The following is a 14441-nucleotide window of genomic DNA, read 5'->3' on the forward strand; positions in this document are numbered from 1 at the left end:
TCACCGCACTGCTGACATCACCTGTTGTGCCATAAGTAGTCGCTGTACTGGCTAGGGTAATGACACTGGTAACCGTATCTTTTTGTTCTTGGGTGAGCTCTTTTGTGTCTTTGCCATATAGGTAGCTTGCCAAGATTGGGGCAGTTTTTTCACTGGTAGCTCGTAGGTTGGGTTGAGTTTACGAAACCCAACAAAATCAAGGGCTGAATTTAAATGTTGGGTTTCACTATCGTTCAACCCAACCTACCGAGCTATTGTTCTGTATCAGTTTCCCTGCTTAGTATATCGGTTTTTTTAACGATATCAGGAATTCTATATTGACCTTGTAGTTTTTGAACCCAAGTTTTAGCAGTGTCTATGCTAATATTAATGCAAGTAACATACAAAGGGTGTTTGCTATTGCCACGATATACTTTATATTCTGATGGGATGCCATAAAAATTTGTCTTGGCAATGCCAATAATTGGCTTTTTGATGATTAATTGGTCATATAAATATTTACCAAGACCTGCTTTACCCTTACCATCCAAATACACATAGCCATCAATAATGATAACATCAAAAGGATCATTGATTTTGTCTATTAATCCTAATAAACATGGCATTTCTCTTTTATAAAATTGACCTGACTGATAAGGACTGACATCATGAACAACGTTTTTGTATTTGTTTAATACAATGTTATTCTCAATACCAGTAAATCTAATTGCTGAAACATTTGCTGTAGTTTTACCATCAACATCATGATAATAAGCATCTAAAATAAGATAAATCAAAATACTTTCCTATTAATATAATCTTATACTTAAATTTGGATTTTTAATTTTTAAATCATGAATGACCGACTTATCCAATGTTTCATCTATAGCAAGCTCTGCCAAACTTCTAAAATATTTCTTATTGCTAAAAATTGACAAGTCCTCCAGTCCTTCAACACCTCCAATGCTGAGAGATTTTATATTTTTGAAGGCATTATTTTTAAGCCATGTGTCAAAAAGTTGCCGAATATAACTTTTGTCTATGCGTAAAACTAAATGACCAACTTTATCACAAAAAATGAAATTGTGATAATTTTCTATTATTCTAAATATTTCTGGCAATTGTATTGGGCAATTTAAGTATGATTTTGTTTTTAATACATCTCCTTGCAGAAACAATGATTTTACCATACCTGAATCAGGAAAGTAAGAAATACTAATATGCTCATAATAATCCTTATCATCCCAAAGATAATATGAAAAACTATTATTTGAGCGATAATAGTAATAGAAAGACCTCGGAAGTTTTTTGTCGTAGTTTTGCAATTCAAATTGCTTTAAATCATCCAGAATTGGATTATTGGGATTGTAAGACCAATGAATCTTGCTTTCTGTAATACCATCTTCATTACTGCAACCCTCATAAATACATTTCCCATTTCTAAAATTATAAGACATTCCTTGATAAATGGAATTTTGGTACATCTGAGGAATTGTTCCACAACCATAAACATCTTCTTCTTCATTGCTGAATGAAGAGCTATCAATAGAAATTGGAGATGGTAAAATACCTGTTAATGTTTTTTGACATGGAGATATATAAGGCTTAGTAACATAACCACTCTCTACTTCAAACACATCGAGTTGAAAATTATCTTTATCAAAAAATACAATCCCTGTGTAAGGCTGATTTTGTAAAAACCAACGATTATCTTGATTTTTTAATAAATGAGATTTTAATCGGAAAACATTCATATTACTCTTCTCTCTTGTATGTTTTGCCATCTTGTTTACTACCTTTAGGCAAAGGCTGTATTCTGCCAGTGGGAATATTTACTTCTTTGGGCAAAATACTTGTACAACTAGTACAAGCTGGAAAACTCTCACCTATTCTATAATCCTCTCCCGCTCTAGCAGTGGCTATACTAATATCTTTATCTTTGACATTCGGGTATCGGCTAGTAATAGAATTGTAAGTTCTTATCTCGGCATGAGTGCCTGGCAAACCATTTCTCACAGAATAGATATTATTTCTATCAATGCTATCGGATATTAATTTCTCCGTACGACCATTTAATTTCTGACCGCTTGCCTCATAAATTTTAGCTAAGCCTTTGAGATATGCCTCCTTATCGTTAATAATAAGTTGCCTGTCATCCACTCCTTTTGTTACACCTGGAAAAGAATGCCACCGGATAGAATCGTTAGAAGTTCCATCCAATCCTGCCCTTAATTCATTCTTGCTAAAGTTCCCAAAACCAGAATCGTCAATAATCTTATTTCCAATAGCTCCCTTACTGTAGGCAATATGTCCTTTTTCAGCATTTAACACCACTTGCTTCAATAGTCTTTCATCTATTTTTCTCGGATTAACCCCAGCTAAAGCCCCTAGAGCAACTTTTCCCGTTTGTAAAACAGGGTCATTTGCAAGTCCAGTTTCTACACCAATAGACCAGCCTTCCTTGAAAGCAGCAACATAGTCAGATTCCTCAACAGGTGAACCAAGAGTGTCAAAACTACTTCCAGTACGTATTTCCGTGCTATAATCACCAGAATTGTAATTATGCGGATAAACTTTAGGGGTTTGATAAATTTCAGAGATGCCTTGGTTATTGGCATTAATAATAATTTCTGATAGTTGAAAATCGCCATATTTTACTTCTGGATCATTTAAAAATGGAACATATTTTCGCCAACCAGTTTTTTGAATAATATCAAAATCTCTTGTGTAAATCAGATTAATATTGCTAGCTACATCTTCGCTGGAAGAAACACTTACTTTTGGGTTGTTTTTTAAAATATCCAATAAGTTTTTGGTATTGGGGTTTTGCTGAAAATACGAAATATTGTCTAAATTTTCTATTTGATTGTAGTCAAAAAAATCTGGATTAATTAGTGGAAGCCTGCCTTGTTTATACTCTAAAACATCGCCAGACATTACTTCTTTAACATCATCAGTTGTTACATTTTCTTGATCAACAAGACCTGTTTTCGCTATAGATTCAAAAACGTCATTTGGCACATCATCAATATCAATCAGACCTATGCGAACAAGCAGTTCGTAATAATTATAAACCCTTATCTCGTCAGATGCTGGAACTTTTATACGCCTACCATCTTTCATCAGAGTATTTTGCAAGTAATTCCACTCTACCACATTCCTGCTTACATCCAAATTATTCACCGCACTACTGACATCACCCGTTGCCCCATAAGCGATACCAGCAGTCCCTAGAGTGATGATATTGGTGATGGTATCTTTTTGCTCTTGGCTAAGTTCTTTCGGGTCTTTGCCATATAGGTAGCTTGCTAAGATTGGGGCAGTTTTTTCACTGGTTACCCCTGCTAATGCACCTGTGGCGATGTTGTTGCCTGTGGCATAGCTTGTAGCAGCACCTAAGACGGCATGAGCCAGTAGGTGTTGTAGGCTTTGCTCTTCTGGTCTGTTGCCATTGTCTGCTTGGTTTAGGATTTTATTTTCTTTAAACTCTTGCCCAATCCGATAAGCAAGCTCAGGGCTTGCTGCTCTTGCAACATCACCTATGATACCATTTGAGTTAGGTGCATACAAGGCTGAGGTGATACCGTCAAAGAGTCTTAGGCTGTCGTCTATTTGTTTGGCTTTTTCTTCAAGCTCTGCTTTTCTTGGGTCATCATTTGGTAAGTCTTTGGCTTCTTTGCGATAGTCTTCTGCTTTTTGAGCAAATTCACTTCTAATGGCACGGCGTTCAGCATCAAAGGCTTGGGTGATGGTTACTTGAGCCCCAAGCTCTGTTAACACCTGCTCCTTATCAAACTCATTGGTGATGATTTCATTAAGCTGGTTTTGAACTTCTGCTTGTTTGAAGTTTTCTGTGTTGATATGGCTAAGTCCTGCCTGGTCTGTGATGGCAGAGTGGGTGGTGGAAGTTTTGTGGGTTGGGTCTATTGTACCATAGCCTAAGCCTTGTAGGGCAGGTTTTGCTTTGCCATTTGGATTGCTGGTGTCTGCACCAATACCAATGCCGACACTGATGGCATCGCCTTCATAACTTAGCTGATTTTGTATATCTTGGGTTTGGATGCCTTGGGCAAATTGGGTTTGGTTTTTACCTGCATCGGTGATGAAATAGCCACCTGTGAAGCTGCCTTGTCCTTGTACAGACAGGGTGGACCTTTGGCTTTGATGCCTGATTGGTGGGTGACTTGCTTGTAGCTTGCGTCTATATCTGTTTTACCACCATTGATACTGGCAGATTGTGGTACGCCTTGGAAGCTGACATCAAGACTGCCACCTGTTTGTTTTTGATCATGGGTGTATTGATATTCGTCTTGACGGCTTTTGACAATCAGGTCTTTACCGATGGTGCCTGTGAGATGGTTTGTGTTTAAATTGGCACCATCTAGGATGAGACTGCCACCAATGTCATTGACGGTTGTACCGCCAACAGTGACTTGGGTATTGGTGTGGGTGGTGGTTGTTTCACTGCTACTGCCTTTTGCTTTGTTGGCATTGATGGTAAAGCCAGCAGAGTTTGAGCTTAGTCCATCGGTGCCAAGATTGGCAGAGGCATAGACACCAAAGCCTGCGCCTTTGCTGCTGTTTTGACTGTCTTGGGTGTCAGTTTGTGTCGAGGCTTGGTAGAGGACATCGCCCTCAACACGGTTGTATAGATTTTCTTGAGCTGTGATGTTTGAACCTGTGATGGTGACCGTGCTGTCAGCGCCTTTGCCTGACACATCAAAGATCAGATTGCCATCTGCATGAATATTGGCAGCATCATTCATCTCTTGACGGCTTTGGCTATCACTTTTGGTGCTTTGACTGCCGATGGTAGCTTGGGCTCTGATAGAGCCTAGTTTGCCGTCTTGTAGGTTTTGGGCGATGGTGCGTGCTTTAGACACAGCAGCCAAGCTGCCCATCAGTTTGGCACGGCGAGAGTTGGTGTCATTAACAGACTCTTTTAGAGTTTCTAGGCTTTGAACCTCGCCAACAAGACTGCTTGAAACACTGGCAGTCACCCCTGTGGTTTTTTGTAAGAAGTGTGATTCATTGCTGGTTTGGATATTTTGGGTTGTGATGTAAAAAGTATAGTACTCAGATATTGCGCCAATAAGATCGTTCATTACCCCTTAATGGTGTGGTATTCTTTGTAATTGAGAGAGGGATTTCTCCTTAAAAAATCAACCCATAACTGAAGTATAGTTATAAAATTGTTTAATGTTATTGATACACTTTTATCTTCATCATAGATAAAATATATTACTAAATTATCATTATTTTTTATTACTCCATACGAGTTGCTACTCATATCAAACTCTATATTATTTTTTACATTGTAAATGCATTCTTCAAAAAAATCTACATGTGATGTAAAACAACCACCGTGATCCAATAAATACATTGATAATATATCAAAATCATCAATTTCAACTGTGGGAGATAATTCATCATTAAACAAATAATAATAAAATTTTAAGTTCATATAAAACCTATTTATTGTACAAAGGGTAAACTGTGGTTTTTGGAGTTAAAAACCCTTCAACGGCAACCCCTGAAGGTGTTTTTCCATACCACATACCATTCTTAGCTTTATTGGGGTCAGGATGAGTAATTTTGTGTTGATAAGCATAATCAACTTCAACTTTTACTCTATCAGCTGTCCAAGTCTCAGGAAACATTGTGGATTTTCCACTATTATTTGATTTCGGCAAGTAAGATCCAGTTGTAGGGTCTTTAACTGCTATTTTTGCCTCATACACACCTTTTTTATCAGGTTGTTTTGTTACTGATAGAATTTTTATGTTACCATTTGCAGTAGAATGACCTCCTACAACTTTTCCACCAGATTTTATTTCTGCATTTAATATATGTCCATCAAAGTCAATGGGGGCTGTAACTTGATGCACCCTTTTGGTAGCTTGTAAATTTATGAAATAATCTGGTTGTCTATTAGATATGCTTGCATGAAAATCGTCAGAATAGTTAGTATTGTTGCGACCAATATTTTGACTAGGCTTGCTAGCTTTTGCAGGTTTGGGTGTCGGTGTTTTGACCCCAACTCTTGCTGAAGTTGCAGGAATAAATACTCCACTCTCAATGTTTCTCTTAAATTGCGCAAGATTTAAACAGCCATTTCCAGAACTTTCATTACAATATGCCAAATCGTGATTTCTTTGAGCATAAGCTAATACTTGATTGTATGCTTCTGGAATAATGCCAACCTCCCTCAAGATAGCTTCATAATTTGTTTGCTTTAGTCTATTTTGTATGTGGGGTAGACAAGAAGATGCTTGAGAGCTACTTACACAAGCATTAAACTCTTGGTATGTTTGTTCGCTATTTTTTGCCATTGCTGGCATAATTACTTCCTTGATAAAAGTATATTCATCGAATTTTTTTGTTCTTCTATTTTCGTAAATTAATTCTAAATATGTATTAAGATGTTCTTGATATAGTGTATTATTCCTCACCGCCTCATCAGCACTCTGCGTTGCCGTATCCACATTAAAATCATACAGTAGGGCAATAGAGCCTGCGGTGAGTTTTGCGGTGTTTAGGATTTTTTGTTTATCTTCATCACTTAGGATAAGGACTTTCTCACCATCAGGTAGGGTGACTTCATGTTTATTAGCCATCCAGTCACCCACCATTTCACCGATAATAGCACCAATGGCGGCAGACTCGCAAGACTGGTCTTTGGCTTTGGCGGCGACACAACCTGTTAGACCTGCAGCAAGTTTATGAGCGACATTACTGATAAGCTCTGTATCATTGATGTCTAGTGGTTTGACACCATGAGTATAAATACCAGCTGCTGCGGCATCCACCAGTTGATTGGTCAGATGTCTTTTTAGGGACTCTTCTAGGCTTGTGCCATACATTAAGCTTTCTGTTAGAGCATGACCCGTACCCTGAATCACCCCTCGTGCCAGCTTGTCATCAAACCCTGCGCTAGCTGAAATGTCAATATTGGTTGTATTGGCGATGATTTTATCAAGGCTCGCTGTGACACCTGCGGTAACGGCGGCTTGAGCCATACTTTTAACCGTATCAGATTTGCCCAGATCTTTTAGAGTTTGTGCAACATTCCCTTTATTATTAATCAAAGTAACGCTAGCTTGAGACGCAAGAGAACTAAAGGCAGCGTTTGCCATTGATGTGGTAGTCGCTCCTGTTGTACCCAAAAGGCTTGCACCAACGCCATTGGTAGCGATACCAACTGCAATAGAAATTAAAGCCGCTGCTGCAGGCGTCAATCCTTCCTGCTCATAATCCCAGCTGTCTTCTGCTAGGATAATCTCTTGCCAAGTAGCGTCTTCTCTATCAATAAACTGATTTAAATAGCTGTACTCTGGCTGTTGTATGAGTGTATCGATTTGCTCTTGTAGCGTGGTGCCTGCCTCTTGATCTTTTTGAGAGATGGGGATTTGTATGTCCACACCATCTAGGGCAATGATGGTGGGTTCGCTACTGCCTACAAAGCTTGGCAGTGTGGCAGTTTGTTTGATACTGCCACTGTCTTTTGTTTTTTGCCAGACAACATAGTTATCATTACTGGTAGTGTGTTCAGAGGTGCCTGAGATGGCGGCTTGTAAATACAGCTTCTCGCCACTGACGACTGAAGCACTTTGCGTATAGTCAAACTGTGTGCCTTCTAGCAGGGTTGAGCCATTTGATTTGGTGCCGATATTCTTGGCTTGCAAGGTAGTGGTGATGGCATCTACCTGCTCATAGGTGCGAGTATAGTCACCTTTATCAACGGTTGCACCAATCCATTTGCTGTTTTCACTGCTACTGGTTTTAGTAGATAAGGTATCTTTGGCAGCATCCATGATTAGATGACCACCTGTTTCAATACGGATTGTTTCAGTAGCCTTAGCCTCTACACCTGTTAGCTGTGTGTTGCCACCTGATTTGATAAGAATATTTTCACCACCCACCGTACTTTGAATACTGGTATTGCTATCCATCTGATGGGTAGTTTGGGTGGTCTTTTTGCTTAGTATGCCTTTGTCAGTAAATTTACTTGCCGTATCCAAGCTTTGGGTAGCACGGCCTTCAGTGATGCTGATGTCGCCTGTGGCAATCAGTGCTGTGGTGCCAGTGGCATTTAGATGCGAGCCTTTGATGTTGATGTCTGCGTTTTTGCCTGTGGTTCTGATGATGGTGTCACCATAGCTTGTAATATTTGAGCCTACATCGGTAGTTTGACTGTACTTAAAGTAATTGTTGTCATCTGCCACAGCACTGATGTGATTGCTTGTGGTGATGGTGGTGATGTCAATGCCGTTTTTGGCGGTCATTTGGGTATTGCCGCCAGCGTTGTCTGATGTGGCACCTTGATAGATGATCTGATTGCCACGCAGACTTAGGGTGGTTAATGGCTTGCCATTATCATCGGTTTTGTCTTTTAAGCCCTCACCAACACTGATGGTGGCGATTTGGCTTAAGTCAGTTCTGCTTGAACTACTTCTGCCTTGCGTGTTTGTTTGGGTGGTGGTTAGGCTTTGGCTCATGATGCGGTTTTTGGCATCAAGACCCATGGCACTGTTTGCGTGTAGGGTGCCGTGGTTGATGAGGTCGTTGTTTGTGCTTATCTTAACAAAGTCGCCATTAATGACGCCTGTGTTATTGACATTGTTTGCGGTGATGGCAGCAGTATCTTTGGCGATGAGGTTGCCATTATTGTCAAGATCGCCAGTCAGCTGCATGTTGATATTTCTTGCTGAGACAGCACTGTATCTGCCATCAGGACTAAGTGTGCCTGTGGCGATGTTGGCAGATCTTAGATACAGCTTGGGTACTAAGACATCCTCGGTTTTGGTGATGCTATTGCCATCTTTATCTTTGGTGGTATAGGTGATGGACTGTTTCACCAACCAGACGATGTCGCTGGTCAAGTTTGCCATCTGATCAGGCGTGAGTGCTGTGCCAAGCGTGTAGCCGAATTGTTTGGCTGCCGTGATGCCATTATCCATCAACTGTTTAAAGGCTTCTTCATTACTGTGATAATCGGTGTTGATGTGTCTGCCTGTCAGTAGGTAATACTCATCTTTAATACGCGCTTGTTCGCCATAACCATCAGATAGACGTTTATGGATGTGATTTGGGTCTGATTGTATTGCTTTTAGCATATAATCTGAGCCAAGCCACTGTTTGTAATTGGTAAAAGCAGGGTCAGTCTGTACCACAGGCAGATTTGGGTTATCAGCGTTGATGGTGTAGAGGCTTGAGTTTGGCAGATTGATGGTGTTATCAGTTTTCGTCACCACTACTGCTTGATTATTAGCAATGCTGTGTTCTAACTCATTTACCAAGCTTGCCAGCACAGCCTCATCCACATCCTGCCCTGATTGTTTGACTGATAGCAGTGCTGTTAGCTTTGCTTGAGCAGTAGCAGAGAGATTGGCTTGGTTGGCTTGCAAGGCATCAAGCAGTGCTTGGTTATCATTACTGCTTAGAGCATCTGGTGGATGCTTCGTTGATACAGGTATTGTATTGATGGTAGCATTTAGAATGGGAAGCTGGTAAGCATCTAGCGGTGCAAATTCTTGTACAAAGGCGCCACTGTTGGTGGGTACTCGTTTGTGGCGGCGACCGCCAGCTGACGACTCCACAGTGTATCTGGTAAAGTAACCATTTTCTGTTTGCTTGACTTTTTCGCCATACAATCCATTATCAGGGGTTTGGACAACCGTATCACCAACCACCAAAAAGCCAGCACCTGCACTCATTTGGCTTTTGTCATTAATCAGAGTATCGCCATACACAACAAGATTAGCACCTGCTACCATACGAGCTGGGTCAGAGGCTAGTGTTTTATCTTCATAGACAACAAAGTCTGTGGTAATAACATCCACTTCTTCGGTTGCAAAACGACCAATACCATTAATATCTCTAACATACAAAGCACCTTCTGGTGCACCTTTTTTGCTGGTTGGACCCAAATAAGCTTCATCTGTGGTATAGATGTTTAAAGCTAAGTCGGAATCACTTTTTGCAAATTGGCGGTTATGCTCCCTGATAGCCAATTGCAAAGCCTCAATTGCTGTAGAATTTTCCTCTTCCCATTTTAATAATGGACCCATCACTTTGGTGTAGTGAGCCAACGCTTCTTTATATTGCGTACAAGCTTGATTGTCTGCACCTGCTAAAGTACAGCTTTGAGCATCTTCCCCCTCTGGCAACTCAGGTTCATCCAACAGATCTTTGGCTTTGATGTCTGGAATGGGTTCTTTGGGCGGTTCAATCCCAAAGTGTGTCCAGATGACAGAGTCATTGTCGTAATTAATAATGCAGTCACTGTCAGGAGGGCAGTCAAATAGCCCCGCCATTGGCTTTTTATCCAAATCAGCGGTATCGGTGCTTTTTTGAGCAGCAGGTATTGTAGAAGCTTGTTCATGGGCACGGTAAAGCGTTTGCTTACGAACAGATTCTTCTATCACTTCAACCTTATGCTTTTTAAAATCGGCATTGCCATTTAGTAGGGTTTTGGTGTCAATCACCATCCCCCCACCAGACTCTATCGTCGCACCTTTATTAACAACCGTCTGTGCTTTGCCTGTGGCGTGATGATTGTCATCAAGACTGCCACCAATGTGCAGGCTACCAAGGCTTGTGATTAAGGCTTGACTGTCGAAGTTTTCGTTAAATTTGCCCGCTCTGTCTGGATTGGGGTTGTTATTAAGCGTTTTTACACCAATATCTAGACGCTGTCTGGCTGCAATCACAGGGGCGGTGTACTTGCCATCTGATTGTTCTGCTTTGGCTGGTGTGTTATTTAGTGTGTCGGCTTGTATGGCAAGGTGCGTGCCATAAATACGACCGCCTGACTGATTGTTGATTGTCTCCTTGGCTTTAATCACCGTGGTTTCGCCATTGATTAGGCCTTGGTTATTGATGCTGGTTTGGCTGGTTATTTGTGTGTGATTGCCACTACTAATGGTGCCTGTTTGGGTGTTATCAATATGATTTGCACCAAGCGTTAAGTCTTGGTTGGCAATTAATTGGCTTTGATTGATAATCTTGCCGTCAGTGCTAAACTGTAAGTTATTTGCAAGCAGTTTGTCATTATCGGTGTGCGTATAATCCGCTTGCTGTTTAATGGCAAGCACATCCGCTTGGATAATGCCACCATTTTGCAAATCTTTGGTGTCAATACTTGTGTGATTGGCTGATAATACACCGCCTTGATTATAGATGGCACTTGTATTTTTTAAGCTAAGCTTATTGTTGGCAACTGTTGCCCCTTGATTATGGTGTATATCCGCTTGTGCTGATAAGCTAATATTGTCTGCACTGCTCGTGGATTGATTGAAGTTTAAGCGATTGGCAGTGGCTGTAATATTGTCAGCTGCCATCATGACACCTTGATGACTGATGATATTATTGGCATTTAAGGTGATGTTACCTGCTGCACTGATATTACCTGTATTATCAATGTCTTGACTGCTAGCGATTTGTATATTACCTCTGACACCGATAGCACCAGTGTTATTAACATTGGCTACGGTCGCCTTAAGATTATTGGCAGTGATCGCACCTTGGTTTTGTAAAGCTTTGGCAGTGAGTACCAAATTACCAGCAACATCAATACTGCCTTGCTCTCTGGCAAGTTTATTATTATCAAGGGTACTGTCAATATTTAAAGAATTGTCAGCCTCTTTATCGGTGGCTTGCAGTAGACCTGCGGTATTATCCAAACCATCTGCGTTGATGGTAAAGCCAGTTGCCGAGATGACACCTTGGCTGTTATCAATGGTTTTGTTGATGTTTAGTGTTTGAGTGCCTAGACTTAATAGTTCGCCTTGGTTGTTATTTAGATTTTCTGATTTTACATGAAGCTCACCTACGCCTGCGTGGTGGATGGCACCTTGTTGATTAATAAGCTGATTGGTATCAATCTTAAGTTTATCACTGTTAGTACTAATAGTACCTAAGGTATTATCAATGCTGCGTTTAATTGCCAATGATAACGCTGTTTTACCAGCTTGACTAATGGTGCCTTGACGATTATCCAAGACATCAGTATTAACAATCATCTCATTGGCACTTAGTATACCCTCGCTATTATCCAGTTTGTTTGGCGCTGTGATGGCAAGGCTATTGCTAGCGACAGTACTGGTTTTGCGTGTACTAATGGTGTCTTGTGCTAAGAGTGTGATATTGTCAGCCTGGGTTTTGCTGTCATCAAGATTGATAGTATTGGCATTTAGCGTCAGTGTGCCTGTCGCAATAGCATTGCCATTATTACGAATACCTTCTGTTGCTTGGATGCTGATATTGGCTGGTGTATTACCAAGTTTACCATCACTTTGCATACCTGCACTGATGGTGCCAGCACTTGTTAAGCTTTGAGTGTCAATACGGACATCCTTGGCACTGGCAATCAGACCTGCTTGTTCATTGTTAATATGGCTGGCAGTAATGGCTGTATCTTGGGCTGCGTAAATCGTACCCGTGCTATTTAATTGCCGTGTGTTAATGCTAAGCTTGCCATGACTCTGAATGCGACCATCCGCATTATCAATGGCTGTTTTGGTAGCAACGGTTGTGTTTTGAGTACCACTAATGACGCCATCATTGTTGGTCAGTGTGCCATCAGCACTTAGTGTCAAGGCATGAGCACTGTGAATCATGCCTTGATTATTAATGATACTGCTCGCTGTGATAGATGCACCGCCGGCACTTTGTGTAACACCATCGCTATTATTAAACTCATTCTTGGCAACAAGCACCATATCCCCACCGCTTGTCAAACTACCCTCTGCGTTAATGATGGTAGACCCACTCTCAATCACCATACCATCTTTGGCGCTAATATCGCCTTTGCTGTTGTCAAAGCTGGTTAATTGCCAGTGGATGTCATCTAGGGCGATTTTACTGTCGGTGTTGGCAAGGGTGTTGGTGGTAAAGCTTTGCGCATCAATGGATGCCTGATGGGTGTTTCTTGTCTGATTGGCGGTGATACCAATATCACCTGTGGCGGTGATGAGTGCTTTGTCACCTGTATTGTTTAAAGACTTGGTGGTGCTGATAAAACCGTTGGCAGATGGCGTATCGGTTGATGGATTGGGTGTGTTTGCGCCATTATTTGAGTTATTTGTTGTTGTATTGTCTGCTGGCTGATGGCTTACCGTACCAGCACTTTGATCGGTACTTGGCACAGAGGGTGCTTTAAGTTGGGTTTTTTCATACAGGCTTTGACCAATTGCAGCTTTGTTGGTGTTGGTAAGTGTATGGGTACTAATAGTGAGCTTACCTGTACCTGTTTGGACAAGCTTACCAGTATTGGTGAGTTCATCAGTGCTAACTTGTAAGACACCACCATACATACTGCCTTGATTGTCAATGGCGTTTGTGGCAGTTATCTTAGTGTTTTGAGTGCTGGCAATGGTGCCTGTGTTGGTGAGCTTGGCGGTGTCAATGGCAATGTCGGATTGTTCACCAAGTAGCGTGCCATCGTTTTGAACAGAATGATTATGGGTGTTGACGGCAAGTTTATCTTTGGCAGACACTATGCCAGTATTAACAAGATTGCCTTGATGATCAAGAGTGAGCGTGCCTGTACCAGCTTGTACACCGCTGCCAGTTGCTGCAATCATCCCTTGGTTGTTAACACCAAAGCCTTTGTCTGTGCCAATAAGACGGATTTTACCTGCATACATGCCACCTAAGGCAGCGACATCTAGGGCAATACCTGTTTGGTTTGTGCTGCTTGCACCGTCATTTTTGTGGGCAGCAGAAAGTTGGTTAAATTTACCATCTTGCAGAGTAACTGTATTCTCCCCTGTGACAATATCTAGTACGCTGCCTGCGTAAATCTCATCATTGATTTGGGCGGTTTTAGCAATCAATGCAGCATAATCAGTGTTTTGTAGGTTAAGCTTACCATTAACTTCAATGTTGCCGGTATTGACTTGATAACCGGTGATTTGTCCTTGGTCAAACTTGCCATTTGCAGCCACAAGATGTACATTACCTGCATTGATAAAGCCAGCGCCATTCACCACAAGCCCTGATGGATTGGCAATGATGACATCGGCTTTTTGTCCTGCAATTTCAATAAAGCCACCCAGATGACTTGGGTTGTTAGAATTAATTTGATTTAAGATGGTGGATGCCTCACCTTTTGCCATAAAGGGGTTGGCTTGTACATATCCTGCGATTTGGGTATTGACTGCTTTACGGTTGTTATTTAATACAGCACCTGTACTGCTGACATCAAATTGGCTGTAGTGATTATTGGATAGCCCTTTATCATTGGGTGTGGCGATATTGACAGAGACGATACCACTGGCGGTAGGCAGAACAATGGGTTGTAATGATTTATCGGCAGATGGGTCGGCGGTGATGGTGGTGGGCGTGCCAGCATGGGCAGTCATGCCCAGACTAAACAGAAGTGATAGTGTCAGAGTCTTTAAACCAAAACCAACAGGTGATGACGCAGCCGGCATACTACCGCCCATGCTTGAGTTATC

6 protein-coding genes are annotated in these 14441 nt (G+C 41.3%); all 6 read right to left on the reverse strand.

The genetic code is table 11. From position 1 onward, the window contains the following. Positions 1-251: 251 nt before the first annotated feature. The 6 genes from K941_RS0110835 to K941_RS0110860 all read right to left on the reverse strand — a co-directional run bounded on the left by K941_RS0110835 (position 252) and on the right by K941_RS0110860 (position 14345). Positions 252-776, reverse strand: a complete 525-nt coding sequence (locus tag K941_RS0110835; RefSeq protein WP_051226027.1) for an endonuclease V — start codon at positions 774-776, stop codon at positions 252-254. A gap of 12 nt (positions 777-788) precedes the next feature. Further along, on the reverse strand, positions 789-1763 hold the full coding sequence (locus K941_RS0110840; protein WP_029103637.1) for a hypothetical protein: 975 nt from the start codon (positions 1761-1763) through the stop codon (positions 789-791). Beyond that, positions 1735-3759: a VENN motif pre-toxin domain-containing protein gene (locus K941_RS17800; protein ID WP_029103638.1), complete on the reverse strand. Its 2025-nt coding sequence runs from the start codon at positions 3757-3759 to the stop codon at positions 1735-1737. Before K941_RS17800 ends, K941_RS0110840 begins: the two co-directional genes overlap by 29 nt. Before the next feature lie 251 nt (positions 3760-4010). Next, positions 4011-5084, reverse strand: coding sequence for a hemagglutinin repeat-containing protein (locus tag K941_RS0110850; protein ID WP_029103639.1), 1074 nt, complete (start codon positions 5082-5084; stop codon positions 4011-4013). Next, positions 5084-5443, reverse strand: a complete 360-nt coding sequence (locus tag K941_RS0110855) for a hypothetical protein (RefSeq protein WP_029103640.1) — start codon at positions 5441-5443, stop codon at positions 5084-5086. The genes K941_RS0110850 and K941_RS0110855 overlap by 1 nt, the downstream gene beginning before the upstream one ends. A 7-nt stretch (positions 5444-5450) precedes the next feature. Further along, positions 5451-14345: a two-partner secretion domain-containing protein gene (locus K941_RS0110860; protein WP_208854376.1), complete on the reverse strand. Its 8895-nt coding sequence runs from the start codon at positions 14343-14345 to the stop codon at positions 5451-5453. Between the last annotated feature and the right edge of the window lie 96 nt (positions 14346-14441).

Source organism: Moraxella caprae DSM 19149 (assembly GCF_000426885.1).
Classification (GTDB): Bacteria; Pseudomonadota; Gammaproteobacteria; order Pseudomonadales; family Moraxellaceae; genus Moraxella; species Moraxella caprae.